The organism is Algoriphagus sp. 4150 (assembly GCF_031457395.1).
Lineage (GTDB): Bacteria > Bacteroidota > Bacteroidia > Cytophagales > Cyclobacteriaceae > Algoriphagus.
The window spans coordinates 54,770-81,492 of sequence record NZ_JAVDWS010000016.1; the positions used below are offsets into that span (position 1 = coordinate 54,770).

Annotated in this window: 28 protein-coding genes; 12 read left to right on the plus strand and 16 right to left on the minus strand. The window is 42.6% G+C overall.

What is annotated here, in order from left to right; translation table 11 throughout:
* Positions 1-358: 358 nt before the first annotated feature.
* From J2X69_RS18045 to J2X69_RS18065, 5 genes are all read left to right on the plus strand, one after another.
* Positions 359-3,022 carry a PQQ-dependent sugar dehydrogenase gene (locus J2X69_RS18045; protein WP_310106484.1) on the plus strand — a complete coding sequence of 888 codons (2,664 nt, stop codon included), beginning with the start codon at positions 359-361 and terminating at the stop codon, positions 3,020-3,022.
* An 81-nt stretch (positions 3,023-3,103) separates the two neighbouring features.
* A complete protein-coding gene (locus J2X69_RS18050) occupies positions 3,104-3,472 on the plus strand; it encodes a hypothetical protein (RefSeq protein WP_310106485.1) in 369 nt (122 codons plus the stop codon).
* 53 nt (positions 3,473-3,525) lie between these two features.
* Positions 3,526-4,851: a DEAD/DEAH box helicase gene (locus tag J2X69_RS18055; RefSeq protein ID WP_310106487.1), complete on the plus strand. Its 1,326-nt coding sequence runs from the start codon at positions 3,526-3,528 to the stop codon at positions 4,849-4,851.
* A 91-nt stretch (positions 4,852-4,942) separates the two neighbouring features.
* On the plus strand, positions 4,943-5,236 hold the full coding sequence (locus tag J2X69_RS18060; protein ID WP_310106488.1) for a GNAT family N-acetyltransferase: 294 nt from the start codon (positions 4,943-4,945) through the stop codon (positions 5,234-5,236).
* A gap of 373 nt (positions 5,237-5,609) precedes the next feature.
* Entirely contained in the window at positions 5,610-6,887 is a 1,278-nt protein-coding gene (locus J2X69_RS18065) for an amidohydrolase family protein (protein ID WP_310106490.1), read from the plus strand.
* Positions 6,888-7,094: 207 nt separating this feature from the next.
* Here the strand turns inward: J2X69_RS18065 and J2X69_RS18070 are convergent, their stop codons facing one another.
* The 3 genes from J2X69_RS18070 to groES form a co-directional block, all read right to left on the minus strand.
* A complete protein-coding gene (locus J2X69_RS18070) occupies positions 7,095-7,487 on the minus strand; it encodes a response regulator (RefSeq protein ID WP_310106491.1) in 393 nt (130 codons plus the stop codon).
* A 178-nt stretch (positions 7,488-7,665) separates the two neighbouring features.
* Positions 7,666-9,297: a chaperonin GroEL gene (gene groL / locus J2X69_RS18075; protein ID WP_310106492.1), complete on the minus strand. Its 1,632-nt coding sequence runs from the start codon at positions 9,295-9,297 to the stop codon at positions 7,666-7,668.
* A 38-nt stretch (positions 9,298-9,335) separates the two neighbouring features.
* Positions 9,336-9,614 carry a co-chaperone GroES gene (groES, locus tag J2X69_RS18080; protein ID WP_086542933.1) on the minus strand — a complete coding sequence of 93 codons (279 nt, stop codon included), beginning with the start codon at positions 9,612-9,614 and terminating at the stop codon, positions 9,336-9,338.
* A gap of 215 nt (positions 9,615-9,829) precedes the next feature.
* Between groES and J2X69_RS18085 the strand changes: the two genes are divergently transcribed.
* Complete coding sequence (locus tag J2X69_RS18085) at positions 9,830-10,540, plus strand: hypothetical protein (protein ID WP_310106496.1); 711 nt, start codon at positions 9,830-9,832, stop codon at positions 10,538-10,540.
* Positions 10,541-10,666: 126 nt separating this feature from the next.
* On the opposite strand, the gene secG is transcribed toward J2X69_RS18085, so the two are convergent.
* The 8 genes from secG to J2X69_RS18125 all read right to left on the minus strand — a co-directional run bounded on the left by secG (position 10,667) and on the right by J2X69_RS18125 (position 18,394).
* Positions 10,667-11,032 (minus strand): preprotein translocase subunit SecG, encoded by a 366-nt coding sequence (gene secG, locus J2X69_RS18090; RefSeq protein ID WP_310106498.1) that lies wholly within the window; start codon positions 11,030-11,032, stop codon positions 10,667-10,669.
* A 12-nt stretch (positions 11,033-11,044) separates the two neighbouring features.
* Positions 11,045-11,695: a hypothetical protein gene (locus J2X69_RS18095; RefSeq protein ID WP_310106500.1), complete on the minus strand. Its 651-nt coding sequence runs from the start codon at positions 11,693-11,695 to the stop codon at positions 11,045-11,047.
* 90 nt (positions 11,696-11,785) lie between these two features.
* Entirely contained in the window at positions 11,786-12,325 is a 540-nt protein-coding gene (locus tag J2X69_RS18100; protein ID WP_310106502.1) for an LptE family protein, read from the minus strand.
* Positions 12,309-13,598 (minus strand): sigma-54 dependent transcriptional regulator, encoded by a 1,290-nt coding sequence (locus J2X69_RS18105; RefSeq protein ID WP_310106504.1) that lies wholly within the window; start codon positions 13,596-13,598, stop codon positions 12,309-12,311. Before J2X69_RS18105 ends, J2X69_RS18100 begins: the two co-directional genes overlap by 17 nt.
* Positions 13,599-15,074, minus strand: a complete 1,476-nt coding sequence (gene miaB, locus J2X69_RS18110) for a tRNA (N6-isopentenyl adenosine(37)-C2)-methylthiotransferase MiaB (RefSeq protein WP_310106506.1) — start codon at positions 15,072-15,074, stop codon at positions 13,599-13,601. It lies immediately after the preceding gene.
* A gap of 191 nt (positions 15,075-15,265) precedes the next feature.
* Entirely contained in the window at positions 15,266-16,369 is a 1,104-nt protein-coding gene (gene dinB / locus J2X69_RS18115; protein ID WP_310106508.1) for a DNA polymerase IV, read from the minus strand.
* Positions 16,359-17,609 (minus strand): anthranilate synthase component I family protein, encoded by a 1,251-nt coding sequence (locus tag J2X69_RS18120; protein WP_310106510.1) that lies wholly within the window; start codon positions 17,607-17,609, stop codon positions 16,359-16,361. Before J2X69_RS18120 ends, dinB begins: the two co-directional genes overlap by 11 nt.
* Before the next feature lie 62 nt (positions 17,610-17,671).
* Complete coding sequence (locus J2X69_RS18125; protein WP_310106512.1) at positions 17,672-18,394, minus strand: YceI family protein; 723 nt, start codon at positions 18,392-18,394, stop codon at positions 17,672-17,674.
* Between the two features lie 136 nt (positions 18,395-18,530).
* On the opposite strand from J2X69_RS18125, the gene J2X69_RS18130 reads away from it, so the two are divergent.
* Complete coding sequence (locus tag J2X69_RS18130; protein ID WP_310106514.1) at positions 18,531-19,043, plus strand: gamma carbonic anhydrase family protein; 513 nt, start codon at positions 18,531-18,533, stop codon at positions 19,041-19,043.
* Positions 19,044-19,112: 69 nt separating this feature from the next.
* Here J2X69_RS18130 and pyrE read toward each other — a convergent pair whose 3' ends face one another.
* Positions 19,113-19,757: an orotate phosphoribosyltransferase gene (pyrE, locus tag J2X69_RS18135; protein WP_310106517.1), complete on the minus strand. Its 645-nt coding sequence runs from the start codon at positions 19,755-19,757 to the stop codon at positions 19,113-19,115.
* Positions 19,758-19,856: 99 nt separating this feature from the next.
* Here pyrE and J2X69_RS18140 point away from each other — a divergent pair, with 99 nt between their 5' ends.
* Positions 19,857-20,543: an NUDIX hydrolase gene (locus J2X69_RS18140; protein WP_310106520.1), complete on the plus strand. Its 687-nt coding sequence runs from the start codon at positions 19,857-19,859 to the stop codon at positions 20,541-20,543.
* Here the strand turns inward: J2X69_RS18140 and coaD are convergent.
* The 4 genes from coaD to J2X69_RS18160 all read right to left on the minus strand — a co-directional run bounded on the left by coaD (position 20,531) and on the right by J2X69_RS18160 (position 23,046).
* Positions 20,531-20,986 (minus strand): pantetheine-phosphate adenylyltransferase, encoded by a 456-nt coding sequence (coaD, locus tag J2X69_RS18145; protein WP_310106522.1) that lies wholly within the window; start codon positions 20,984-20,986, stop codon positions 20,531-20,533. The two genes, J2X69_RS18140 and coaD, sit on opposite strands and share 13 nt — an antisense overlap.
* 91 nt (positions 20,987-21,077) lie before the next feature.
* The gene (locus tag J2X69_RS18150; RefSeq protein WP_310106524.1) at positions 21,078-21,896 is read right to left on the minus strand and encodes a DUF3822 family protein; all 819 of its coding nucleotides are present in this window, start codon (positions 21,894-21,896) and stop codon (positions 21,078-21,080) included.
* A 10-nt stretch (positions 21,897-21,906) separates the two neighbouring features.
* Positions 21,907-22,488 carry a hypothetical protein gene (locus J2X69_RS18155; protein ID WP_310106525.1) on the minus strand — a complete coding sequence of 194 codons (582 nt, stop codon included), beginning with the start codon at positions 22,486-22,488 and terminating at the stop codon, positions 21,907-21,909.
* A 48-nt stretch (positions 22,489-22,536) separates the two neighbouring features.
* The gene (locus tag J2X69_RS18160; protein ID WP_310106526.1) at positions 22,537-23,046 is read right to left on the minus strand and encodes an NUDIX hydrolase; all 510 of its coding nucleotides are present in this window, start codon (positions 23,044-23,046) and stop codon (positions 22,537-22,539) included.
* Positions 23,047-23,060: 14 nt separating this feature from the next.
* Between J2X69_RS18160 and J2X69_RS18165 the strand changes: the two genes are divergently transcribed.
* From J2X69_RS18165 to J2X69_RS18180, 4 genes are all read left to right on the plus strand, one after another.
* The gene (locus tag J2X69_RS18165; protein WP_310106530.1) at positions 23,061-24,533 is read left to right on the plus strand and encodes an AAA family ATPase; all 1,473 of its coding nucleotides are present in this window, start codon (positions 23,061-23,063) and stop codon (positions 24,531-24,533) included.
* Between the two features lie 328 nt (positions 24,534-24,861).
* Positions 24,862-25,257, plus strand: coding sequence for a DUF1573 domain-containing protein (locus J2X69_RS18170; RefSeq protein ID WP_310106533.1), 396 nt, complete (start codon positions 24,862-24,864; stop codon positions 25,255-25,257).
* Positions 25,258-25,573: 316 nt separating this feature from the next.
* Positions 25,574-26,005, plus strand: coding sequence for an META domain-containing protein (locus J2X69_RS18175; protein ID WP_310106535.1), 432 nt, complete (start codon positions 25,574-25,576; stop codon positions 26,003-26,005).
* A gap of 225 nt (positions 26,006-26,230) precedes the next feature.
* Positions 26,231-26,605, plus strand: coding sequence for a hypothetical protein (locus tag J2X69_RS18180; protein WP_310106537.1), 375 nt, complete (start codon positions 26,231-26,233; stop codon positions 26,603-26,605).
* Positions 26,606-26,723: the final 118 nt, after the last annotated feature.

The window sequence follows — 26,723 nt, forward strand, 5'->3', positions numbered from 1 at the left end:
GACCTGTTTCTTAATAAACTATCTATCTTATTATCGGCTGAATTTTGGATAATTTCCATGCGATACGGTGATCTATTTCCCCATGACTGACACCTTTTGATTGGATGTGTTGCCATTGATCATAATCAGGCACTTAGATTTTCAGATTTCTTTACCTTAACGGTCTTATTAAACCCGGATTTTGCATTAGGTTTCGTTAAGAGACCATTAATTGCAATAAAATCAGGCTGTTTGGAGACTGAGGCATAGCACCGCTATGGTGAAGTCGAAAACTGCAACGCAGTGACTGATTTTGAAGCAATTATTGGTCGCAATAGAAATGCTAATGCATGATGCGGGTTAAACCTTAGTAAACCGTATGAGAAAGTATCTGCTTCTGTTGGCAGTCTGCAATTTGATTTTTTGGAGTTGTGACAAAAAGCAAGAAGACCCCTTTGCAACCGAAAAACCGGAGGAATCGAGATTTACAAAAATCCCCTTGGCAGGAAACTTCAATGAACCCATGGAAATCGAGGTGCTGGATAACGGAGATGTATTGATCATCGAGCGGCATGGAAAACTCAAACTTTATCAGGCTGAATCAGGAAATACGCTAGTGGTAGGAGCGTTGGAGGTGTTCCCTGAGCGGGAGGATGGTTTAATGGGAATGGCAAAGGATCCTGATTTCGCTACAAATAACTGGTTGTACCTCTACTATGCTCCCGCCTCGGAAGCAGCCTTGAATAGGATTTCGAGATTTGACTTTGTTGACGATAAGCTTGATTTGGACTCTGAGGTGATTATTCTGGATGTGGATATTTATCGGGGATGTTGCCACTCGGGGGGAGGGTTGGAATTCGATGCTCAGGGGAATCTGTACTTGGGAATAGGAGATGATTCTACGCCATTTGAATCAAGTAATTTCACTCCAATAGATGAGCGGCAGGATCAGCCTAAAAATGTGGATGCGCAGAGGAGTTCAGGCAATACCAATGATCTGCGTGGTGCGATTCTTCGGATCAAGCCTAATCCGGAAGGAGGATATTCTATACCTGAAGGAAATTTATTCCCTGCTGGTACGCCCAACACCCGCCCGGAAATCTATGTGAAAGGGAACCGTAATCCGTTTAGATTTTCCATAGATAGTCATAACGGCAATTTGTATTGGGGGGAAGTAGGCCCTGATGCTTCGGAGGATAAGGAAGGCCGAGGGCCTAAGGGCTACGATGAAATCAACGTAGCCACAGGTCCCGGATATTATGGTTGGCCATACTTCGTGGGGAATAATTTCGCTTACTGGAAGTATGATTTTGCTACAGGTGAAAGCTTGTTTCAGTTTGATCCACAAGCTCCCAAGAATACCTCTCCAAACAATACAGGTCTGGAGATTTTGCCCGAAGCAAAGCCTGCTTTGATCTATTACCCCTATGCGGAGTCAGAAGATTTTCCCATGCTGGGTCAAGGCGGCCGAAATGCCATGGCGGGTCAGGTGTATTATCGTGAAGAGTATGAGAATTCCTATGTTAGATTTCCGGGCTATTATAATGAGAAGCTGTTTATCTATGATTGGATGAGAAACTGGATTTTCACCGTTAGTCTGACGGAGAACTTTGAGTACGATACCATGGAGAGATTTATGCCGGAAACTCATTTTGAGAAGCCTATGGATATGCAGTTCGCTAAAGACGGGTCGCTGTATGTGCTGGAATATGGTACTTTTTGGCGAGCAAATAACGATGATTCGGGGTTGTACAGGATAATTTTCTCTGAAGGAAACAGAAAGCCGAAGGTGAAAATCTCTGCTGACAACATGGTCGGCGCTGCCCCGTTAAGGGTGAGTTTTTCTTCCGAAGGAATAAAGGATCCGGATACCGATGATCAAGTTCGTTTTCTATGGGAGTTCGGAGAAAACGGAGCAACTTCCACAGATGAAAATCCAAGCTATACCTTTGATGCTCCCGGAGTTTACAAAGTAAAATTGACGGCAACAGATTTAAAGGGTAAGAGTTCAACTTCTTTTTTGGAAGTAAAAGTAGGCAATGAGGCACCGAAAGTTTCTATTGACTGGCAGGGAAACAGGAGTTTCTATTTCGATAAGGAAACAATCAATTATGCTGTCTCAGCAACTGATAAGGAAGATGGGGAGATCGATCCTTCACAGATAAAACTAACCATCGATTACCTGGAAGGTGGATATGATCTGATAGAGATGGGACATCAGGAAGAGGTGTTGAGCATCGGGGAGACTTACATCAATGAGGCGGGCTGCAAAGCCTGTCATGGGATCAGCAATGAATCCGTAGGACCGGATTATACTTCTGTGTCTGAGAAATACAAAAATGACCCGAAAGCCAGAACATACTTGATCGATAAAGTCAGAAATGGAGGGGCCGGAGTGTGGGGTGAGCAGCTTATGCCGGGGCATACCCATTTGGATGAAAAGAGCATAGGTCAGATGATTGATTTTGTGCTGGGTATTGCCAATCCGACTGTCGCATCTGGTTTGCCCGCTTCCGGGAGATATCAGATTGAAAACACTGAAGAGCCGGAGGGAATTTATGTGGTGCAGGCTTCTTACGAGGATCAGGGAGCAAATGGAATTCCCGCGATTAACACTACCGCTCAATTGAAACTGCGGAATACGACTGTCCCTGCTTACAGCGCAGATAACCTTGAAGGTGCAGCCAGAGCCAATCCTGAAGATGAATACTTTGTGCAATTCACTACTTCCGGATCTTGGCTTTTGCTGAAAGCTATTGATCTCAACCAAATCAATAAAATCACGCTGTCCATTCTACCCGGAAATACCAAAGGGAAAATTCAGGTGAGGGCAGGGGCTCCTGATGGAGAGCTTATTGCCGAATCGGGGATACTAACCGATGATTCCCGAGCTGTTTCAGATCCAAATGAAGGTTGGTTTGATTTTTCTTTTGTGATTCAGGAAACAGATTATTACGGTGATTTGTACTTTGTGTACCTAACTGAAGAATCCATTTCTATCTGGAATACATTTAATCTGAGTACTTTAAAGTTTGACAGATGAGCTATGGGATTTCCCCGACCGGTTAGTTTGAAGCTTTGATTTTCAAACTAATCGGTTAAATTAGATCAAACTTTTTAGCGTATGGCAACCGAGAAAAAATACTGCTTGAATTGTGGTGCTGTCATTCAGGGCAGAATCGACAAAAAATTCTGTGATGATCAATGTCGAAATACACATAACAATCAGCAAAATGCCTTCTCCACCAATTACATCCGCAGGGTGAATCACAGCTTGAAAAAGAACCGGAATATATTGGAAAGCATTATTCCGGTAGGGGAGGAATTGGCCAAAATCCCGAGAGACCGTTTGATCCGTGACGGCTTTCAGTTCAAATATTTCACACATCTCTACGAAACCAAAAAGGGCGGTATTTATCATTATTGCTACGATTATGGCTATTTGGCGCTGGAGGGAGACTGGTATTTGGTGGTGAAGGGTAAGGAAGTTTAGTAGTCAGTACCGGAATAGAATACTTAGCTCGCGGTAAATTGGTACTTTTGGGGGTGTCAGAAAAACAAACAGAATCCACCGCCCAGTATCTTAAGAGCCTTTCGATTGACAGTCTCAATGAAATGCAAACGGAATTTATCTCCAGAGCTGCCAAGAACCCCCACATTGTACTTTTGTCTCCCACCGGTTCAGGAAAGACAGTTGCTTTTCTGATTCCACTTCTAAATTCCCTAAAGGAGAATGTGAGAGAAGTCCAAGCTTTGATAATCGTGCCTTCGCGGGAACTTGCAATCCAGATCGAGCAGGTATTCAAGGGGATGAAAACTTCCTTCAGGGTGAGCACAGTCTACGGAGGACATTCTTCCAAGCTCGAATCAAACAGTCTGGGAGAAGCACCTGCAGTGATCATCGGTACGCCCGGACGGCTGGCCGATCATATAGAGCGGGGTTCTTTTGATCCCAAAACCATCCATACGGTGGTGCTTGATGAATTTGACAAGTCGTTACAAATGGGCTTTCATGAGCAGTTGAAAGTGATTTTCGGAGCACTTGACGGGCAGCAGAGACATTTGCTTACCTCTGCGACAGTGTTGAAACGAATGCCTGATTTCCTGCCATTTATAGATCATCGTACAGTCAATTTCCTTCGGGACGTCGTAGAGTCCAAGCTGGAGCTTAAGGTTGTTCACAGTTCGAGTAAGGAAAAAGGAGAAACGCTGATGCGATTGGTAGCTGGATTTCAGTCCGAATCCTGTATCGTTTTTTGTAACCACCGTGATGCCGTAGATCGCTTAAGCACTTTGCTGAATGACTATAATTATTTTCACTCGGTGTTGCATGGTGGATTGGAACAGATAGATAGGGAAAAGAACCTGATACGATTTCGGAGCAAAGTCACCAATTTACTGATTGCGACGGATTTGGCATCGAGGGGTCTGGATATTCCGGAAATAAAGCATGTGGTGCATTACCAATTGCCGCCCAAAGAAGATGCTTTTATCCATAGAAATGGACGGACAGCCAGAATGCATGCAGAAGGGTTGTCTTATATGATTTTGGCAAATGATGAAGCTAAACCGGAATACATTGATGAATTCATCGAGGAATTCAAGGTTGATGAAAAGCTTGTGCCTCCGGTTCCTCAGGAATGGACTTGCCTTTATATAAGTGCAGGCAAAAAAGATAAGGTCAGCAAGGGAGATATTGTGGGGATGCTTACCAAAAAGGGAGGGCTTACCAGTGTAGAAATAGGGTTGATCACCATTATGGATTTTGCTTCTTATGTAGCAGTGAAAAGCAATCTGGTGCAGAAACTTATTCCTAAACTCAAGAATGAACGGGTGAAAAAAGTTAAAGTTAAGATTGAGGAAGCGAATTAGGTTTTGAAGTATCAAGTAGTCAGTAATAAGTATCAAGTTGTTACTGACTAAAAAATGATGAATTGGTTGAAGGTAGAACAAAAAGCTAAATATGATGAGTGAAATTAAAATCCAACATGAATCTGACGGAAAAAGAGGTTCATTCTTTTTGGAAGAGGGTGGCCGGCGAGCTGCGGAAATGGTCTATGTAATGGCAGGACCTAAGAAGATGATCATTGAACACACAGAAGTAGATGAAAGTCTGAAAGGCCAGGGAATAGGAGGGAAGCTACTTGATGAGTTGGTGGGCTTTGTACGCAAAGAGGAGATCAAAGTGATCCCGCTCTGTCCATTTGCAAAGGCGATGTTTCAGAAAAAGGAGGAATTGCGTGATGTGCTTAATTAGTTTTTTCTAAAGTAAAGAGTGTCCACAGGAGCCATACCATAGTAAGAATTACCATTACCACAAAAAAGTATCCGCTTTTGGAGGAGGATGTATCTACTTTTTCTGATATGAATATCTGCTTTTCTACAGCAAAACAGATAAAAGTATGATAGAATTGGTGAAACTCCAGTTTTGGGCCACTCGGATCATCTGTCTTCTGTTTTCCTGACAACAAAACGGTTAATTCTTTTCTCTGTAGGAAATTCAAGCGGATTTCACAAAAAAAATAGAGTTTGAGCTACATGAACATTGTTATTAGATGAATACTGGAGTATTTTCTGTAATTTTTTGTTAAACTGCCTTATATTTTAACCATCAGCCAAACTATTGCTTTATGAGAAAAATTATACTAAGTGGAATAGCTTTGCTATTTTCTATAAGTGTCTTTGCGCAAAAGACATATATCCATGCAGGCAAATTACTAGACGTGCGGAATATGACCATGCTGAGCGAGCAGACCATCATTGTGGAAAATGATAAAATTGTCTCGGTCAGTGCCGGATATCTAAATCCCGATTCAGGTGATGCAGCTATAGATTTGAAAGCAAGGACGGTAATGCCGGGTTTGATGGATATGCATGTTCATATTGAAGGGGAGACGAGCCCCACCAGGTATGTAGACGGATTTCGTGAAAATGAGGCTGATGTAGCATTCAAGTCTATTTTCTTTGCCGAAAAGACAATTATGGCCGGATTTACCACGGTACGTGATTTAGGTGGATCCGGGGTGAACATTGCACTTAGAAATGCCATCAACTCCGGTAAAGTAGTCGGTCCCAGGATATATACAGCAGGCAAATCCATTGCTCCTACGGGAGGGCATGCAGATCCGACCAACGGAATGAAAAGAGAGTTGATGCGGGATCCGGGACCTGATGAAGGAGTCATCAACGGGCCTTATGATGCGAGAAAGGCTGTACGGCAGCAAGTGAAGTTTGGAGCGGATTTGATCAAAGTGACTGCAACAGGCGGGGTTTTATCTGTGGCCAGGGATGGATCTGCTCCGCAATTCGCGCAGGATGAACTGGATGCTGTGGTACAGACTGCGTCAGATTTTGGAATTATGGTAGCTGCCCATGCCCATGGGGATGAGGGGATGCAGCGTGCGGTCAAGGCTGGAGTGACATCTATAGAGCACGGTACGATGATGTCTGATGAGACCATGGATATGATGAAAGCAAAGGGTACTTGGCTTGTCCCGACGGTGACAGCGGGTATGTCAGCGGCTGCTTTTGCGGAGATTCCGGGATATTATCCGGACGTAGTAGCTGAGAAGGCGAAGAGGATAGGTGCCCAGATTCAGGAAACCTTTGGAAGAGCGTATAAAAAAGGGGTGAAAATCGCTTTTGGAACTGATGCGGGTGTATTTCCACACGGAGAAAACTACCGGGAATTTATTTACATGACTGAAGTTGGAATGCCAAACTTGGAAGCCATTCAGACGGCCACTTTAACTAACGCTCAGTTTTTGGGAATTGAAGATAAACTTGGATCAATCGAGGTGGGTAAATTGGCAGATATAATAGCTGTAGACGGTGATCCGGAGAAGGATATCAAAGTGATGAAAGATGTGGTGTTTGTCATGAAAGAAGGAAAAGTAGTCAAGCAATAAATAATAGGATTTAGAAAGCGTCTCTTAGTAGGTTGTTCTATATTTTTCTCTCCTGCGCCAAAGGGTAATCTTGAAGGGCATCTCACAGTCCTTCCAAGATTTGTGACTTTCCTGAATGGAAAGAGCTCTTATGTAATGATATCCAAATTCTAAAGCTATGGAAAAAAAGGTAGTTTGAAAATGGTGCGAATGGAGGAGGGGCAAGAGCTATTCTTGTTCGTATTTCTCCATTTGCATCCTTATTTTTTCCAAAGTCAGGGGTTTCTCAAGAAAGCCGGATACCACATGATATTCTTTGGCTTTAAGCTTGTCTTGATAATCTATGGAACTGGATAGGATGACTATCTTATCAGATCTGCAGGCATGTATCTCCTGATATTTATTTAGAAATTCCCAGCCATTCAAGACAGGCATATTAATGTCTAAAAAAATAAGAACCGATTGACCCGGAGTAATGTCATGGAGCTTGACCAATGCTTCTTCGCCTTCGAGAAATTCAACTATATTCTCTGCAAGTTCAACTTTCCCTAATAGCCTTTTATTGATAAGATTATTTATGGGATCATCATCCACTAGAAAAATGGTGTCAAAATGGATCATTTAGAGGTTTAAAGTAGAAAAGAAGCCGTTAAGTATAGCCAAAATACAATTAATACTGATTCAAGAAAAAAGTTTAACCGCCTTTTTTAATATAATCTCCTTTAAACACTACTATTCAGGCAATAAAAAAGGAGGTCCCGCGGGGAACCTCCTTTTCCTATTGAAGATGGGGGGATGATTACATCATGCCGCCCATTCCTCCGCCGCCACCCATTGGAGGCATTGAAGGAGAATCTTCTTTCACATCAGCTACTACACACTCGGTAGTCAAAAGAAGCGCTGCAATAGATGCTGCATTCTCAAGAGCCAGACGGGTTACTTTAGTAGGATCGATTACTCCTGCTGCGAAAAGATCTTCGTAAACGTCCGTTCTGGCATTGTAGCCATAGTTACCTTTGTTTTCTCTGATCTTGTTGATCACTACAGAAGGCTCACCACCGGCGTTGGACACGATAGTTCTCAATGGAGATTCGATGGCTTGTCTGATGATGTTGATACCGGTATCTTCATCTTCATTTAGGCCTTTAAGATCGTTAAGAGCTTCAGCAGCTCTTACCAGAGCTACACCACCACCTACTACTACGCCTTCTTGTACAGCAGCTCTAGTAGCGTGAAGTGCATCATCTACACGGTCTTTCTTTTCTTTCATTTCCACTTCAGTAGCAGCTCCAATGTAAAGGATAGCTACACCACCGGAAAGTTTAGCAAGTCTTTCCTGCAATTTCTCTCTGTCGTAGTCAGAAGTAGTTTTGTCTATCTGAGCTTTGATTTCAGAGATTCTGCCTTTGATAGCAGCTGCATCCCCGGCACCGTTCACGATAGTTGTATTGTCTTTGTCAATGTTGATTTTCTCAGCTCTACCAAGCATATCAACAGTTGCGTTTTCCAATTTGAAACCTCTTTCTTCAGAGATTACTGTTCCGCCGGTAAGGATAGCGATGTCTTCCAACATTGCTTTTCTTCTGTCACCGAAACCGGGAGCTTTTACAGCGGCTACTTTCAAGGCGCCTCTGATTTTGTTTACTACCAAGGTAGCAAGTGCTTCGCCATCTACATCTTCAGAAATAATCACTAAAGGCTTACCGGACTGGGCTACCGGCTCAAGAACAGGAAGCAATTCTTTCATTGAAGAAATCTTCTTGTCGTAGATCAAAATGTAAGGTTGCTCTAGCTCCACTTCCATTTTCTCCGTGTTGGTCACGAAGTAAGGAGAAAGGTAACCTCTGTCAAACTGCATACCTTCTACAGTTTTTACTTCAGTTTCAGTACCTTTTGCTTCTTCCACGGTGATTACACCGTCTTTACCTACCTTGTCCATTGCGTTGGAGATCATTGTTCCGATTTCCTCGTCGTTGTTGGCAGATACAGTTGCTACTTGAGCGATTTCTTTGGAAGTAGAGATTTGCTTAGAATCAGCTTGTAGTTGCTTCACTACAGCAGATACTGCTTTGTCAATACCTCTTTTAAGATCCATTGGATTAGCTCCGGCAGCTACGTTTTTGATACCTACGCCGAAGATGGACTGAGCAAGGACAGTAGCAGTAGTAGTACCGTCACCTGCATTATCAGCAGTTTTGGAAGCTACTTCTTTTACAAGCTGTGCGCCCATATTTTCGATTGGCTCAGCCAATTCGATTTCTTTGGCAACAGAGACACCATCTTTGGTGATGGTAGGTGCGCCAAATTTCTTATCAATGATCACATTACGTCCCTTAGGACCCAATGTTACTTTTACTGCATCTGCAAGTGCATCAACACCTTTTTTCAGCTGATCTCTTGCACTTGTATTGAAAAATAATTGCTTAGCCATATTGGTAAATATTTTGGTTAACGATTCAGGATGATTTATTAAAGGATAGCGAAGATATCAGACTCTCTCATGATGAGGTAGTCGCTTCCTTCTACACTTAGTTCCGTACCGGAATATTTTCCGTACAAAACGGTGTCTCCAACTTTTACGGTTAAAGGCTCATCTTTTTTGCCATTTCCTACTGCCACTACAGTACCTTTTTGTGGCTTCTCTTTAGCGGTGTCCGGGATATAAAGGCCGGATGCTGTTTTCTCTTCAGCCGCAGCAGGTTGTACCAAAACTCTGTCTGCAAGAGGTTTGATGTTCACATTTGACATAGTATAAATTCGTTTAAAGGTTAGATTAAAATGTAATTGCCTAATAGCACTTCCTGTGCCAAGGAAGGAATAAGGGGAAAGGCTGACAAACCGGCTGTCAATCTTGGGGGATTCGATGGTAATTTGGATTTTTTTTGGCAGAGATGACTGCCATTTTTGCTCGGGACGCTTCAAAGTTGTCAGAAATTCGTAATTTATTACCAAACCTATCCCCTATGAAAACACTACCGAAAAACTGGATCACCGAGGGCCACATCGATTTCGAGTATAAAAAGTATCAGCTACTGGCCTTTTTGCAGGAAACAAGCAAGCACTTCAATGAGATGAAACTTTATCCCGCTCTCAGTGAATTGATAGACCATTATCGGGATTTGAATGAATTGAAATCGAATAGCAGTGGCCTCAGTGAGCTTTTTCCCAAGACGTTGGATTCCATTGACTTTCAAAAAGGAAAGCTGAACTACCAATCCAGCGTAAGTGAGGATAGCGTGATGAAGGAGCTTTCCATGATTACCGAATTTGCCTTGCCTAAGTTGGTGTCACAGATAGAAGAGGGGAGAACGATTTATGATTACATAGAAGACCAGCTGGAATTTGAACCGGTAGGAATCGTTCCTATATACAATAAGGAAGGGTATATTTTATTGTCTAGAGAGGAAAGGAAGGAAGTGTACGCCTACCGTTACCAATTAAGTTTGCTTCATTTTGCAGGGGAGAAATTCCGGAGCATCAGTATGTGGTTGATTGGTGTATTTCACCGTAGCTTGGTCAATACGCTTGAGAAAATAAAGATGGATCTGGTACGGGAGATCAAAGAGCTGCCCAATCCCGCCACCTGGAGGATTCATAGCCAACAAGAATTCCCAATCGAAGAGACTCTTGTCCCTATCAGCAAACGACTGTTGCTTAAGAGTGTTTCTGTATAGCCTTATTCGTTTTTTATCAACTTTCCCAAAGTTTTAAACTTTGGGAAAGTTTGTTGAGAGAGGTATAAACAAGAAAAGTCTGCCCTTTGCGGAGCAGACTTAAAATGGGATTAAGAATTGTCTTGCTTAGTTTCCTGAAGTAGTGTCAGTCTCAGCAGGAGTTTCCTCAGTAGCTGCAGGCAGCAGGTTATTGTCTTCACCAAAAGTAGGCGCTACTACTTGCTGCTTGGCGTTATCGATGTTTGGAGAAGAGAATTGATTGGATTGTGCTCCGGTATAAAAAGCAGAAGATGCCAGAGAAAGTGCAAGTATAGAGACTGCCAATACCCAAGTTGCTTTTTCAAGTACATTTCCTGTACGGGTCACACCCATGATTTGGGATGCACTGCCGCCGAATGCTGCACCGACTCCTCCTTTGGAGTTCTGCCCTAAGATCACCAAGATTAGCAACACAGCTAAAATCAGAATAATTGTAATCAATAACGTAAACATATAATATGGGTGTTAATCTTTCAGTTTTTCAATCAAGTCCGCAAAGTAAGTCCTTTTATCCGGAAACTTCAATACCAATTTCTCATAAATTTGCTTGGCTAATTGCTTCTTGCCCTGATTGGCAAGGATCTTAGCATATGATTCAGATATTAGGTTATCGTTGATCTGAGTACTGGCAGCCGCAAGGTTCTCTGTATTTTGGTTTGCTTCGATCTCCTTGATAGTTGCCATTTTGATTGACTTCTTGCTGAATGCTCTGATCAAGTCAATCTGCTCTCTCTTTTTCTCGTCAAGAATTTCCTTTTTTTCTTTTCTTTTGATCGTTTCGATTAGGTCGTCCTTAGGAGGTTTTCTCCTTCTTGGCTGTACCTTAGTCGGCTCAGCCTGAACTTCCTGTTCCTTTGAGACCGGCGTAGGAGAAAGTTTTTCTTCAACTTTGATTTCTGCCTCTTGTACAATTTCCTCCGGCACCGGGACTTTTTCTTCTGCCTCTACTTTTTCTATTAAGGTTTTCAGCCAAATTCTATCGGGACTTGTGATTGCTGCATATCCCAGTGAGGGGATATCTACTGCTCCATCTTTCAGAAATTCATAGCGGGCAGCAAGTACATGCGGAATCTGAAAGTAGGGGAAATTCTCCCGTACCTTTTGCAACTGTAGCATCTCACTACGATCTAAGGAATCTGCTTTTTGGACTATTTCTAAAAATTGGGCTGCGTTCACGTGAATTTCTTTTGGCTGAATATAGGCAAATTACCAGTTAGCAACTGTCGCAGTGAAGATATCCTGAATAATAGTAGTGAAAATCTCATCTACCATCTCATCTTCCGCATCAAGCAAAGTTGTAGTTCTTGGATCATAATCCTGAAAAAAAGTGAAGCCTCTTTTCAGATTTTCCTCTTCATTCGTCGTATTGATGTATTCCACTTCCACCACTATCGTCAGACGCATGGTACCTGCACGATCAGGAAGATTGGGATCATTGCTCGACACGGCCGCCTGAGGCGAGACAGTGTAACGGGAGATGGCTCCCATGAGCTGCAGGTTGCCGTTAGACCGCACCAGTTCCAGCTGGGTATTTCTTTGGTAATATTCCTTCAGCGCTTCGGTGAATCTCTGTTCTATATTGGCAGGTCCTCCTCCGGAATCGTTGAAGAAATTTTCAACCGTAAATGTTTTAACCTGATTGTAATCTATGTTCGTTCCCGTAAAACTGTATTTGACAGAACAGCTTTGGAACAGAAAAAAGATCAGTCCAAGCGTAAAGAACGTAAGCTTATTGGTCGATCTCATATTGCTTAATTTTTCTGTAAAGGGTGCGCTCCGATATTCCCAGATCACTGGCTGCGTATTTTCTCTTATTGTTATGCTTGCGCAAAGCTCTTAGAATCATCTCCTTCTCCTTCTTTTCCAATGAAAGGGAATTGTCATCTTCCTCGTGAATAATATCCTCTATGACATCATCTTCATAATCATCCTCGTTACCTGAATTTGATTTGTTGGAATCGAGCACTAAAGGAACGTAACCGGAGCTGGATTCTGTATTTTCTTTGGCAGAGAATCCGCTATCCAAGTCTTCGAAAAGCCCTGAGTGCTTTTGAATGATGTTTTGGTTTAGCCCGCCGTTTTGATAGGTTTCCAAAACGAGTTTTTTCAACTCGTTCATGTCTTTTTTCATGTCAAACAGTACTTTGTACAGCAAATCTCTCTCAGAGAAATCCGTGGTGTCACTGTTTTTTGACTGACTTGGGAGGGTCATCGGCAGGCGTGAATTGTCTGATGGCAGATACTTTGCCAATGTCGCGGCATCTACTTCCCGCTCACTTTCCAAAAGGGAAATCTGTTCTGCAATATTTTTCAGCTGACGGATATTGCCCGGAAAGGAATAGCGCATCAGAGCTGTCTGAGCTTCTGCATCCAGGGAAATCGGCCGGACTCCGTACTTTTCCGAAAAGTCAGAAGTGAATTTCCTGAAAAGCAGTACCATGTCTTCTCCACGCTCTCTCAGCGGGGGTACAAAAATAGGAACGGTATTGAGCCTGTAATAAAGGTCCTCTCTGAATTTGCCTTTTTCTACCGCATTGAGAAGTTTTACATTGGTGGCCGTGATTACACGGACATTTGTTTTCAGGACTTTGGAGGAGCCTACTTTGATAAATTCACCATTTTCAAGTACCCGCAAGAGTCTTGCCTGGGTGCCAAGCGGCATTTCGCCGATTTCGTCAAGGAAAATGGAACCTCCGTCAGTAACTTCAAAATATCCCTTTCTGGCTTCATGGGCACCGGTAAAGGAACCTTTTTCATGACCGAAAAGCTCAGAATCTATCGTTCCTTCAGGTATAGCTCCGCAGTTGATGGCAATGAATTTACCATGCTTGCGAAGGCTGAGCGAATGAATGATCTTCGAAAAACTCTCTTTACCACTTCCGCTTTCACCCGTGATCAGCACAGTCATATCAGTGGGAGCTGCCTGCATAGCCACCTGAATCGCATGATTCAACAGTGGACTGTTGCCAATGATCCCGAAGCGCTGCTTGACGCTTTGTATTTCCGGATTTGTAATCATTTAATGTTGCGGGTTTATTTCAATCACTTCGCCAAATAGTGTGGCAGGAGTGCAGTCAGTGATTTTTACTTTTAAGTAATCACCCTTGGTGTAGTTTCCATTAGGCACGATCACTACTTTATTGGCAGAGTTTCGCCCTTTCAACTCATCTGCTGATTTCTTTGACGTTCCTTCTATGAGTATCAGCTGCTCCTTTCCAAGATCCAGTTTATTTCGCTCATGCGAAAGCGCACTTTGCTTGGTGATCACCTCGGCCAGTCTTCGTTTTTTGACTTCCAGAGGAATATCATCCGGATATTTCTTCGCAGCCAAAGTTCCCGGTCTCTCAGAATAGAAGAACATGTAAGAAAAATCGAATTTCACAATGTCCATCAAGGAAAGCGTGTCTTGATGCTCTTCTTCCGTTTCGCTGCAGAATCCTGTGATCATGTCGGATGAAATTCCGCATTCTTCACCCAGAATCTCCCTGATCTTGGACACACGCTCCAGATACCATTCCCTGTCGTAGGTTCGGTTCATCATTTCCAATACACGGGAATTACCGCTTTGAGCAGGTAAATGGATGTATTTGCAGATATTGTCGTACTTCTTTATGGTGTATAAGACATCGTCTGTGATGTCCTTGGGATGGGAGGTGGAGAATCGCACACGAAGACTTGGATCTACCAGGGCAACCATCTCCAACAGGCTGGCGAAATTCACCACAGCGCTTACAGTCTCTTCTTTTTTGTTTAGTCTGGCTTTGTTGTTTTCTTCAGGTGACCATTTGTAGCTATCTACATTCTGGCCGAGTAAAGTCACTTCTTTGTATCCTCTGGAGAAAAGATCCTTGGCCTCTTCGACTATGGAATAGGGATCACGGCTTCTTTCTCTTCCCCGGGTAAAAGGCACCACGCAGAAGGAACACATGTTGTCACAGCCACGCATGATGGATACGAATGCCGTGACGCCATTGGAATTCAGCCGGACAGGGGAGATGTCTGCGTAAGTTTCCTCACGCGAAAGAAATGTGTTTACAGCTTTCTGTCCATCTTCGGCTACAGAAATCAGATTGGGAAGGTCTCGGTAAGCATCAGGGCCTACGACTATGTCCACCATTTTTTCTTCTTCGAGAAGCTTTTCCTTCAATCGCTCAGCCATGCAGCCCAACACGCCAATTGTCATCTCAGGCTTGTTTCTTTTGGCTCTGTTGAAATCAGTGAGGCGCTTTCTTACTGTTTGTTCGGCTTTCTCCCGGATGGAGCAGGTATTGAGAAAAATCACATCTGCCTGATAGAAATCGGATGTTGTATCGAATCCCCCTTCTTTCATGATAGATGCTACGATTTCTGAATCTGAGAAATTCATGGCGCAACCATAGCTCTCTATGTAGAGTTTTCTGGTTTTGCCGGTATTTTCATCCACGGTGGTTTTGAAGTCACATGCTTGTGCTTCTTCTCCTGAGATGATGTCGATGTCTGCAATTAAATTATTCATGTACCTTCTTTCCTTCTTTCGGATGGCGAAATTAAGAAAATGCGGACAAAATGGCAGAATCTCTCATTCTTTTATTTTGTTAATATGCCTAATATTCTCCGAGAGAATAAATCCCCCTGCTCAATTCAACTGTCTGGTTGAACTACAATTTCGGAGACGGTTGATAGAACATGTGGTCAAACGCGGCTTCCTTAACCTTCAAAAGGAATTTTCAACTGCTCCCCAAAGTGCTGGTGTTCTTCGATAATATTCAGATTGGAAATGCCAAGCCCGAGGAGGCGGATTGATTTTTCGAAGGGTTCCTGGGCTAAGAGTTCTTGAGCTATTTCCCAAATATGCTCTTCATCGGGATATTGCTCCTGGGTTTTGCTGCGGGTCTGTTGGGTGAAATCAGAGAATTTGATTTTCAGAGTGACAGTCCTGCCTTTGATCCCACTTTTCTTGATTCGCTTGATCAGCTCGTCACAGATTGGTTTCAACGCCGAAAGCAGGTCTTCTATGGCCAAGATGTCTTTTTCAAAGGTGTTCTCAGCGCTGAGAGATTTCCGGATACGGTGAGGCTGGACTTCCGAGAGGTGAATTCCCCGGACTATGTTGTAATAATGAATACCCGATTTGCCAAACTTGCGTGTAAGGTACTGTAGAGAAAATTGCTTGAGGTCCTTTCCACTATGAATGCCCAGACCACTCATTTTTTCGGCAGTTACCTTCCCAATGCCAAAGAATTTTTTGATTGGTAATTTTTCCAGAAAAGCTTCCGCTTCCTCAGGAAGGATTACTGCCTGGCCATTTGGCTTGTTGAGGTCAGAAGCAATTTTAGCCAGAAACTTATTGTAAGAAACTCCCGCAGAAGCATTTAATCCCGTACGCTCTTTGATCTTCTGGCGAATTTGGCTGGCTATCAGTATGGCAGATTTCAGGCCTTTTTTGTTTTCTGTGACATCCATAAACGCCTCGTCCAGCGATAGGGGCTCCACTAGCTCTGTGTATTCGTAAAAAATCTCCCGGATTTGACCGGAAATCTCTCTATACCGGTCAAATCTAGCCGGTGCAAAAATGAGCTGGGGACATTTGCGGGCAGCCAGTACGGAAGACATGGCGGAATAGACCCCGAACTTTCTCGCTTCATAGCTTGCCGCAGCTATTACTCCTCTGGCTGCATTTCCGCCCACGACCAGTGGCTTTCCTCTCCATTCCGGATGATCCAGCTGCTCCACAGAAGCATAAAAAGCATCCATATCCACGTGGATGATTTTCCTGATAGGGGGAGACGCTATATCTTTTTCATTTTCCACTGAGCACTTCTAGAATTGCCTGGGCTTTTAGATTGCATTCATCGTATTCCTGAGCGGCATCCGCATCGTAGGTGATGGCACTCCCTACTCCAAAGTAGAGTTTTTTTACTTGTAGATCAGCAATAATGCTGCGGATGATCACTGAGAAATCAAAATCACCGTCCTCTTCAATTATTCCAAAAGTACCCGAAAACCAGCCTCTTTTGAAGCTTTCCAGTTCTTCAATAAGTTCCATGGTTCGGATTTTTGGAGCTCCGGTCATGCTTCCCATAGGAAATGAAGCTTGAATGATATCTGAGAAGTTTACACCCTCTTTTAGCCTGGAAGTAATGGTACTGATCATCTGAAATACCCTCGGTAAGGGATAAATGCCAAAGAGTTCCTTCACTTCTACCGAGCCTGTTACGGATACCTTGGAGAGATCATTTCGCATTAGATCAGTGATCATCAGGTTTTCTGCCTGCTCCTTTTCACTGGAGGCCAGAATCTTCTTGTTGATGATGTCTTCGGTTTCTGATTTCCCACGTCTGATGGTTCCTTTGATTGGCTGTGCGATGATCTTCGATCCGGATCTTTTTAGAAATCTCTCAGGTGAAGCAGAGACCAGCCACTGGGATTTTGCCTTGAAAAGGGTAGAAAAAGGCATGGGAGAAAGGCTGTTGAGCTTGAAATAAGCCCCAATTGGATCCCAGGTGTCAAAGGTTCCTGAATAGGCCTGACAAAAGTTGCTTTCATAGGTGTTTCCCTCTACGATGTGATGTTGAATCGTTTTGACTGTTTTGAGGTAGCTTTCCCTGGAAAGCCGGGAACTGACATCGCAGGTGGTATCGGGAGAAAGAGGAATTTCTGTATTATCTATTTCCTTCCAAAATTCTAGACTTAATTCACTTTCCGAATAGATTCCATCATGGCAAAATTCCAATGACAGTTCGGGTTTGAAAAAGCACAGTTCGGGGAGTTCAAAAAACGCAGGGTTTTCACTTTTGAGTTTTTCTAACCGATTTTTGAAATCGTAACTGATTATTCCAACTTTTTTGAATTCGGCAGGTTCTCTCCGGATTTCGGCCTCTGCTAACTGATTATTCCCGGCAAAAAATCTAGTTCTGAAAGGTTCTTCCGGGTATTTGTGCCCATTTCCATTGGTAAAGGCAAAAAAATCAAAATGCACGTCTGCCCATCGGCAAAGTTTTTCGATCCGGATTTTGTCCGGAATAGGGTAGATGAATGGGGTTGTAGACATGAATAGGCAAAAAAAAGAGGAAATCGGCTGATTTCCTCTTTAAATTCAGAATAGTTAAATCCTTATTTGGCTTTTGTGTCCAAAACAATAGACACACTGTTGTAAATGAATTTATCTTTTGTCTTGTCCGTAGCAGAAGCTTCGTCACCATAAGAAAGACCCCAGTCGGTTCTATCGATGTTGAATCCTGCTTTTACAGCGGCAGTTCCGTTAGATACAGTTACTGTTGCCGGGAACTTGATGTTTTTGGTAGTTCCTCTCATAGTAAGGTTACCGCTGATCCAATTAGTAGGAGCGTCAGGGGCCAACTCAGAATCAGATGAAGGAGTGAACTCAGTTTCAAATTCCTCCTTATCGGATACAGAATCGCTTGAGGAGAATGGTTCTACCGAAGTGATCTCAAAAGTAGCGGTAGGATGAGTTTCTGCGTCAAAGAAATCTGCTGACTGCAAATGACCATGAAGCTTTCCGTAATCTTCAGAACCTGCTTCCAGATCTTTGATCTCTAGCTTTGTGATGTCAAATGTGATTTTTCCACCTGCTATAGTTTCACCTTCCGTGATGAGTGTGCCTTCTACAGCCGGGATTAGACCGTTGTGCTGTCCTGCAGGCTTGTAGCCTGTCCAAGCTATAGTACTAGCTCCTGTGTCAACTGTTAAAGTTGTGCCTTCTGCTTGGGCTACTTCCTTTGCTTCAGTAGCTTCTACTGTTTCTGTAGACTTGCCACAGGCAAATGTCATCAGAGTAACTGCCAGAAGTAGGCCTGTTTGTTTGATTGTTTTCATTGTTGCGAGTTTGTTTTTCAATTTAGATGTATATACATGGAAACTCAAAGTTTGCTAAAAAGTTCATTACTCAAAAGAAAAAGTTAAACTTTGTTTCTGACAAAATACTAATTAAAGCACAATAAGTTAAATAAATATGGCATTACTCTTAGAATTAAATGGGAAAAGCCCCGCTTTTGGGGATGACTGTTGGTTGGCACCCAATTCTACTGTAGTCGGAGACGTGATCATGGGAGATAAGTGTACCGTATGGTTCAATGCAGTAATTCGTGGGGATGTGCATGAGATCAGAATTGGAAACGAAACCAATATCCAAGATGGTGCAGTGATCCATTGCTCTTACAAGAAGGCCGGAACGTACATAGGCAATCAAGTGTCGATCGCTCATAATGCGGTAGTACACGGCTGCACTATTCATGACAGGGTGCTGATAGGAATGGGGGCGATAGTGATGGATGGCGCGGTAGTTCATTCCGGAGCAGTGATTGCTGCCGGGGCAGTAGTTTTGGCAAACACAGTAGTGGAGGCTAACTCAATTTATGCCGGTATGCCCGCCAAAAAAGTAAAGGATACCGGCACGGAAATGAATGATGTCATCTCAAGGACGGCAAAGAACTATCCCATGTATGCGGGATGGTACTCAAGCTAAACTAGCAGGGTGTCTAAAAACGAATAGAGGCAGTGATTTTTCACTGCCTCTATTCGTTTTATGCGGATTTTATTGCTTCCAGCCAGCCGGATCTTTTCTCCATTCTGTGAGAGATTCGAGCGTATCGTCCGTAATGTATTTTCTCTCCACTGCCATGGGAAGCATCGCTTCATAGTGGCTTAGACAAACAAGCTTCACACCTGCCTTTTCGAAGTTTTGCGAAGCCACATCGAAACCGTAGCTGAAAATGGCCACCATTCCCATTACTTCAAATCCCGCATCCAACAAGTCTTGGGTAGCTTTCAGCGAACTTCCGCCTGTGGAGACCAAGTCCTCGACCACTACCACTTTTTGGCCGGGCACTACTTTTCCTTCGATCATATTCTCCATGCCATGTCCTTTTGGCTTAGAGCGTACATAGATGAAGGGAAGGTCAAGGTCATTGGCCAGCAGCGCTCCCTGGGGGATCCCGGCAGTAGCTACTCCTGCGATGGCTTCTACGTTCGGAAAAAAATGTTGAATACTTCTGATCAATTGTTCCTTGATCATTGTCCGTACCTTGGGAAAAGAGAGAGAAAGCCTATTGTCACAGTAGATCGGTGATTTCCAGCCGGAGGCCCAGGTGAAGGGTTTTTCAGGTTGTAATCTGATCGCTTGAATTTCCAATAATTTATCAGCTACTTCAGCAGCTACATTCGCGTCTAAAATTTCCATGAGTCAAAAATAAGAGATTAAGTCTTGCTAAGGTTGTGGCAAGTGAAAAAATTATGCACTTTTGACTGATTCCAACATGTATAACCTTTGATTCAGACCATGAGAATCTTCGTGAATGACAAACCTATTGACTTGATAAGCTACGATGAGTTGAATCCGTCGAAGTCTTATGATACTGTCTATCATCAGCAAGAAGACTTACCTGCCAATTTTCCATGGAAGGATGATATTCTCTTTCATGAGCCTTCGCACGATCTGATTATCCGCTTGCTGTATATACTTCGAACCCGAAAGCTGAAGAATCTTGATTCGATCACTTTGGTGAGTAAAGACAAAGCTGCTTTGAAGAAGTTTGTGAAAAGCCGCTTTTCTACTATCAAGGGCGCAGGCGGTGTAGTATCCAAGAAGGATAAAATGTTGCTGATTTTTCGCTTGGGGAAATGGGATTTCCCGAAAGGTAAATTCGAAAAAGGAGAGACTCCAAAGCAATGTGCTGTACGTGAAGTGGAGGAGGAATGTGCGATAAAAGTGAAAGCGGGTAAAAAGATCTGCAATACTTGGCATACCTATACTCAAGACAGAAAGAGCATCTTGAAAAAAACTTACTGGTTTGAAATGGAATGTGTCAATGATTCTATGATGGCTCCGCAGAAAGAAGAGGGGATAGAAGATATCAGATGGTTCTATGAGGGAGATGCTAAAATTGCCTTGGTCAATTCTTATCCGTCAATGCGCTACCTCTTCAAACAATACATCAAGACTCATCTGAAGGCTCAGACGTTATAAGGGAGAAATTCGGTCACATCCCCGCCAAAGCGATGTACTTCACGGATGATGGTAGAGCTGATGGCTGCATAGCGTGGGGAAGTGATGAGAAACACAGTTTCCAGTTCCTCATTTAAGTAGCGATTCATTTGGCTGATTGTGTTCTCGTATTCAAAATCAGTAGTGTTCCTCAGCCCTCTGATCAGAAACTGCGCATTATGCTTTTTGGCAAGTGTAGAGGTCAGTTCATTATACACAATGACTTTTACGGAGGGAGTGTTTTCATAAACACTTTTTACTTTTGCCACCATATCATCAATCTCGAAATACCTGGATTTCTTGGTAGAATTGTAACCTATGCCGATAATCACTTCATCAAATAAATCCAAGCTTCTCATCACGATGTCATGATGACCAAGGGTATAAGGGTCGAATGAGCCTGGGAAAATGGCAGTTTTTTTCATGTGTCTATCATGTGTTTATTTGTTATTCAATGATCACCTAAAACGAAATGACCAAACTAAAATAGGATTAGTTTGGTCATTTCGAGTATGCTTAATCAAATTGCCAATTTGTTTCAAATAGATTGACTGATTTCAAATGCTTGAATCCGTGCGTGTAATTCTGGTTTGCATGGGGAGTCCGTAGGCGAAAATTGTAAAAGTATTCTTTTCCCCATTCTTCGGTAATTCCACTCTCGCCTGTCGCCCCGAATACATTGACTCGAACATGGTTCCTTTCAAATTTCAATTGCTCAATGAGAATCATGGCATATTTCAAAATATCCTCTTTCGATTCGATGGAAAAGATGTTGAAAGCTGCAAGTTCTTGGTTCAAAAAGGCTGCGACGTAGATTTGACTCCCAAAAAGGCTTACCAATATTTCCTGTCCGATCAGGTTAAATCTTTCTTTGAACAAATAAGAAAGAAAAGAAACAGATCCGTGATGGAATGTCAATTCTGAAAATCTCGCTTCCAGATTTTTTTTCAACTTATCCGGGATAGAAGAGAGAACCTGTAGATTGTTACTGTCTAAAGGAGTGTTGAAATAACTCGTATTGGCTTTTTGATCTCCGGCATATTTCAGGTAAGAAGCCTCCTGGGCAGGTTGGAACAACACACCCGGCACAAGACTGAAATCAGGCTGATGAAGATAAACCTTAGTCGGAATATCCGCTTTCAATAGATGGTCAGAGATCACCAATTGCTCCAAAGCATCCCAGCTGAAGTGATTGTATTTGTGAATACAGATATTTGTCTGGTTCTTGTCCTTCGCAAAAATGAAAAGGGAATCGGGATACAAAAAAAGTGATAGGCTTGCTGCGTCTTCCACATCAAACCTATCACTTTTAAATACTTTAAGGTTACTTTCCAAAATAGAGGTTTTATTTCCAGTTACCCTCAGTAGAGGCATCTGTTCTAGAACCTACTTTCAAGGCTTTTTCGTTATTGTTCAATCTTCTGTTAGGATTAATCGGAGCAGGATCTCTAATCTCAAATACAGAGATTTCATAAGAGTTTCTTTCCACTTTGTCTGCGAAGAATTCAAACTGCTTTCCTCCGGAACCCGGAACGACTGCAAGATTGTCAAGTTTGAAGTCAGGATATTTTCTTGCGTTGAACAGGGAATCAATTACCGGCACAGAACCAAGAGTATCGAAAGTTACAGTAGTTTCTTCTTTACCGTACTCAAGTAGTTTGGTGGTTTCAGTCCGTTGAACAAGCCAGATTTTACCGTTTTGGATAAATGATTTGAGCTCTTCCCAATTTTCGGCATATCTTCCGTTGGAAGCTTGAAACGCCAACTCCGCATCTCTAAGCATTTGCAGTTTTTCAATGATTGCAGCTTCGATAAGGGCGATTCTTTTTTCGTCCTCTACGACGTCATCAACACCTTTCCAGAGAAGGAAGCCAAGACCAATTGCCACTACGAAGAAGACCAAGGATAGTACTTTTGATAAATTCATTTGCTAAATTTTTAAGAATCTGGGTAAGGTTGAAGGTTATTAATCGTGCTATTTTAGAGAATTATTTCCAAAATTAAAATATCCGCGCAACATTACTAGGTCCTCAAGGGATTTAATTCCCCAAAAGATTTGATGAAGGGCTTCATTAGGCAATGATCGGATTTCCTCAATGCTCATCCATTGGACTTCCGCTATAATTTGGGAATCCGGATAAAGTTCCGGGTCTGTGCCTAATGTTAAATTCCCCCCGGTTTTTTCCACCTGAAAGAAATGTTCCATCGCATGAAGTGGTGTAGCAAGGTATTCGTGAACGAAAAGATAGGCTTTTACTTCTATATGTAAGCCCGTTTCTTCAGGAAATTCCCGTTTTAAGTTTTCTACGGCACTTTGCCCATAAAGCATCCCACCACCGGGAACTGACCACATGATCTTGCCGTTTCCCATCAAATGTTTGATCATAAGGATTTTTTCATCTTGTATCAGAATGCCGTTTACACGTGATCTGAGATGATTTCCGAATTTTGCTTCTATTTCCTTGCTGATTTTGTCTTTTGGCATTTACATTCGCTTATATGGGTAAAGATAAGGAGTCAGTGCTGAGGCCATCGGCATTGCTGGGTAAATATTTTCCGTTTGAGCCTACCTCCGGCCAGGCTTCATTTTTCTCCAAGATGGATTATTTTCTCCTAATGGAACCGGAGAAAAAGCCAACCTTCGTCCTGCGTGGCTATGCCGGGACGGGGAAGACTTCTGTTATTTCAGCTTTGGTAAAAGCTCTGCCCAAATTATCCATGCGCTCACTCTTACTGGCTCCCACCGGTCGGGCCGCTAAGGTAATGAGCAATTACAGCGGTCGGGCAGCCTATACCATTCATAAGATTATCTACAAGCCCAAAGCGGAAGATGGTAGTTTTGGAGGAGGATTTATCCTGCAAAAGAATTATTACAAAGACACAGTTTTTATAATAGATGAATCGTCCATGCTGGCTGATGACGGGGGGATGTCAGGCAACTTGCTGGGAGATTTGATCAGCTTTGTCTTCCATGGACAGAACAACCGTCTTATTCTGGTAGGAGACACAGCTCAGCTTCCGCCGGTCGGAAGTGAGTTCAGTCCGGCTCTTGAAGCGGATTATTTGCTGAGACATTTCCGGTTGGATGCGGACTTTATCGAATTGACGGAGGTGATGCGTCAGCGGCTGGAATCCGGTATTCTGTACAATGCTACCAACTTAAGGTATCAATTGCAGCAGGAGAAGCAGAAGATTCAGATTAGTACCGGCCAGTTCAAAGATATGTTCAAAATGACGGGAGAACGGCTTGAGGATGGTCTGAGGTATGCTTATGATAAGTTTGACACAGAAAATACCACCATTATCACCCGATCAAATAAGGCGGCTGTCCAGTATAACCTCTATATCAGGAGGACTATTCATTTTTTCGAGGATGAAATCAGCTCGGGCGACTTACTGATGATTGTGAAAAACAACTATACCTACATGGCTGAATCGGAGAGGGTGAATTTTCTGGCCAATGGAGATATGGCGGAGGTAATGAAAATTAGATCTTTCGAAGAATTCTATGGGTTACGTTTTGCCACACTTGAGCTTAGGCTGTTGGATTATCCTGATGAGCCTCACTTTGAAGCCAAGGTGATTTTGGATACACTTTATTCCCCCAGCCCCTCGCTCACGAGAGAACAATATAGAAGCCTTTATCAGCAGGTTTCGGAGGATTATGCAGATGTGGCCAGTAAGGTAGAGCGCAAAGAATTGATCAGGAAAGATCCGTTTCTGAATGCTTTGCAAGTTAAATTCGCCTATGCGCTGACTTGCCACAAGGCCCAGGGTGGGCAATGGAAGGCGGTTTTTGTGGATCAGGGATATCTTCCGGAAAATCAAGTGGATAAGGATTTTACCAGATGGCTTTACACAGCGATGACACGAGCGACTGAGGAATTGTATCTGGTGAATTTTGCTCCTATATTTTTTGTAAAGCCCAAAGAAACCGGAGATTCAAAAGAAACAGAGGATTCAGAGTTCTAAATTTTCATAAAACAGCGCTTGAAAATTCTTTTTGGCAAGATATTTTCGATTGAAGACATCTTTACACATTGAAATCCGTTATTTTGAAGTTGACTCAAAAAATTGAATATTTGAAAACCAAATAAACAAAACCATGTAATGCGACCTTCCTGCCGCAGGTAGGGATTCTATCCCGTTTCCTTCGTTACGGGACAGGTTATGACCATTAAAAAACAAATTATAAACACATGAAATCGACACGATTAAAATCATCATTAAACACACAGGACAATGATTGTTTTAATCGTCAAAGATTCCATGTGGCCATTAAAAAACAAATTATAAACACATGAAAAAATTAGGAGTACTATTGACCGTCTTTGTCTTGGTATTTGCATTCAATGCCAATGCTCAGGAAGAAAGTGGTGCAGCAATCACTTTTAAAGAAAAATCGATTGATTTTGGTGATATCACCCAAGGGGATAAAGTAGAGCATACATTTGAGTTGACAAATACCGGATCAGCTCCTTTGATCATCTCAAATGTAGCAGCAACTTGTGGATGTACCGTGCCAAGCTGGCCGAAGGAGCCAATAGCACCGGGTAAAACTTCAGAGATCAAAGTGTCTTTCAACTCCTCCGGTAAAATGGGCAAGCAAAACTCGGTAGTGAGAATTTATTCGAATGCTTCGGAACCGATTGAAAAAGTATCATTGATTTCAAACGTGTTGCCGAAGACGAAATAATCAAAAGCTAACATCATAATTTGGGGCCTTCCGATTTTCGGAAGGCTTTTTTGATTTTTCCAGTTTGGTATGCATCTTCGGATGGCTTTTGCGAGTAAGTCCGGTTACGAGGGGAAGGAGAGGGGGACTGCTATCGGAAATCGAAGCCCCGCCCTGATCGCAAGAACAATTGTCAGTCCTAAAACTACGGGAATTGATACTTCTCGGTCTCATTATTGTTGTTCAAATATTCCATTGATATCACCACTATTAGTGGCTATTATGATTACTTTAGTAGGAATAAAAACCGGAATTCGAAACAATAAAACTTTCCATTATGAAAACCACGCAAATCCTTTCGCTGTTAATTTTTGCACTGATTATCTGTTCTTGCTCATCAACAAAAGAAACAACCACTGAAGGGCTTTTTGATACCGAATGGGAACTCGAATACATTTCCGGGCCACGCATCGCATTTAGTGGGCTGTATCCCGACAAAAAGCCTAAAATTAAATTCAACGAAGCCACCAACAAAGTAGAGGGCAACAACAGCTGCAACGGTTATTCTGCCGACTTTACTTTGAATGGAGCTGAAATCTCTTTTGGTGAACCCGGTCCGACTACAATGATGTATTGCGGAGAAGGAGAATCTACTTTCCTGAATACCATGGAAAAGGTAAACAGATACACTGTCGACGATGAAGGGAAGTTAAACCTGATGATTGATGACGTCCCGATGATGCGCTTTAAAAAATCGACCCAAGAATGAGAGTTTAGGTAGCAATATCATTACTTTTCCTTTTTAGTACTTATTGCCTCAGCTTTTTTCTTCATTGCCCTCGGGAAAAACGGGAAGTATTCGCGCACAGATTGAGGGTAAACCGATGAGTGGAGTTATTATACTATAGAGTGATTTGTAGGATGAGTTTACTTTATATATAATTAAATTATCGGATTTCTTTGTAGTTGTGTTTTTAACCGGTATTTTTGGACTGTGTTAAAAACGCTCATACATATTTTCCTTTGCTCAATACTCGTGCTGAATAGTATGGTGTACTCGGTGATACAGGGTAACTATGAGTTGAACAAGGCGTACATCATCGAAAATTTTTGTATCAATAAGGATAAGCCTGCGATGAATTGTGATGGCAAGTGTTTTCTTGCAGAGCGGATGAAGGCGGAAAAAGAAAAACAGGATGCTAATTCCACCTATAAATTCAGTGTGGATTTTGGTGTTTATGTGCCTGCCCCTGCCTCGAATCATGGATTTGCCAAGATTTTTATATCTGTTAATACGGCTGTTTGTGCTTATTTAGAGCCTTTTACGAGCTTACTTATCAATGAGGTAATCAAGCCTCCCAAGATCTGATTTTTCACTAGTATCTTACTATCTTCTCTTCGGTTGATGGCGGGTCCGCCATGTCTCGGTTGGTTTTGGATCTGCTTGTCGGCTTGCTTCCTGTGACCTTAATCAACCAAGAAGAGTA

What these genes read in the sequence shown, in the direction of transcription:
- J2X69_RS18085 (WP_310106496.1), top strand. Translation starts at nt 9,830, where the DNA reads ATGAAAACACTACCGAAAAACTGGATCACCGAGGGCCACATCGATTTC.
- J2X69_RS18120 (WP_310106510.1), bottom strand. Translation starts at nt 17,609, where the DNA reads ATGTCTACAACCCCATTCATCTACCCTATTCCGGACAAAATCCGGATC.
- J2X69_RS18165 (WP_310106530.1), top strand. Translation starts at nt 23,061, where the DNA reads ATGGGTAAAGATAAGGAGTCAGTGCTGAGGCCATCGGCATTGCTGGGT.
- J2X69_RS18065 (WP_310106490.1), top strand. Translation starts at nt 5,610, where the DNA reads ATGAGAAAAATTATACTAAGTGGAATAGCTTTGCTATTTTCTATAAGT.
- J2X69_RS18175 (WP_310106535.1), top strand. Translation starts at nt 25,574, where the DNA reads ATGAAAACCACGCAAATCCTTTCGCTGTTAATTTTTGCACTGATTATC.
- J2X69_RS18170 (WP_310106533.1), top strand. Translation starts at nt 24,862, where the DNA reads ATGAAAAAATTAGGAGTACTATTGACCGTCTTTGTCTTGGTATTTGCA.
- J2X69_RS18125 (WP_310106512.1), bottom strand. Translation starts at nt 18,394, where the DNA reads ATGAAAACAATCAAACAAACAGGCCTACTTCTGGCAGTTACTCTGATG.
- groES (WP_086542933.1), bottom strand. Translation starts at nt 9,614, where the DNA reads ATGTCAAATGTGAACATCAAACCTCTTGCAGACAGAGTTTTGGTACAA.
- J2X69_RS18070 (WP_310106491.1), bottom strand. Translation starts at nt 7,487, where the DNA reads ATGATCCATTTTGACACCATTTTTCTAGTGGATGATGATCCCATAAAT.
- J2X69_RS18130 (WP_310106514.1), top strand. Translation starts at nt 18,531, where the DNA reads ATGGCATTACTCTTAGAATTAAATGGGAAAAGCCCCGCTTTTGGGGAT.
- J2X69_RS18155 (WP_310106525.1), bottom strand. Translation starts at nt 22,488, where the DNA reads ATGAATTTATCAAAAGTACTATCCTTGGTCTTCTTCGTAGTGGCAATT.
- J2X69_RS18045 (WP_310106484.1), top strand. Translation starts at nt 359, where the DNA reads ATGAGAAAGTATCTGCTTCTGTTGGCAGTCTGCAATTTGATTTTTTGG.
- miaB (WP_310106506.1), bottom strand. Translation starts at nt 15,074, where the DNA reads ATGAATAATTTAATTGCAGACATCGACATCATCTCAGGAGAAGAAGCA.
- J2X69_RS18060 (WP_310106488.1), top strand. Translation starts at nt 4,943, where the DNA reads ATGATGAGTGAAATTAAAATCCAACATGAATCTGACGGAAAAAGAGGT.
- groL (WP_310106492.1), bottom strand. Translation starts at nt 9,297, where the DNA reads ATGGCTAAGCAATTATTTTTCAATACAAGTGCAAGAGATCAGCTGAAA.
- J2X69_RS18105 (WP_310106504.1), bottom strand. Translation starts at nt 13,598, where the DNA reads ATGATTACAAATCCGGAAATACAAAGCGTCAAGCAGCGCTTCGGGATC.
- J2X69_RS18100 (WP_310106502.1), bottom strand. Translation starts at nt 12,325, where the DNA reads ATGAGATCGACCAATAAGCTTACGTTCTTTACGCTTGGACTGATCTTT.
- secG (WP_310106498.1), bottom strand. Translation starts at nt 11,032, where the DNA reads ATGTTTACGTTATTGATTACAATTATTCTGATTTTAGCTGTGTTGCTA.
- J2X69_RS18095 (WP_310106500.1), bottom strand. Translation starts at nt 11,695, where the DNA reads ATGCTACAGTTGCAAAAGGTACGGGAGAATTTCCCCTACTTTCAGATT.
- J2X69_RS18140 (WP_310106520.1), top strand. Translation starts at nt 19,857, where the DNA reads ATGAGAATCTTCGTGAATGACAAACCTATTGACTTGATAAGCTACGAT.
- pyrE (WP_310106517.1), bottom strand. Translation starts at nt 19,757, where the DNA reads ATGGAAATTTTAGACGCGAATGTAGCTGCTGAAGTAGCTGATAAATTA.
- J2X69_RS18050 (WP_310106485.1), top strand. Translation starts at nt 3,104, where the DNA reads ATGGCAACCGAGAAAAAATACTGCTTGAATTGTGGTGCTGTCATTCAG.
- coaD (WP_310106522.1), bottom strand. Translation starts at nt 20,986, where the DNA reads ATGAAAAAAACTGCCATTTTCCCAGGCTCATTCGACCCTTATACCCTT.
- J2X69_RS18160 (WP_310106526.1), bottom strand. Translation starts at nt 23,046, where the DNA reads ATGCCAAAAGACAAAATCAGCAAGGAAATAGAAGCAAAATTCGGAAAT.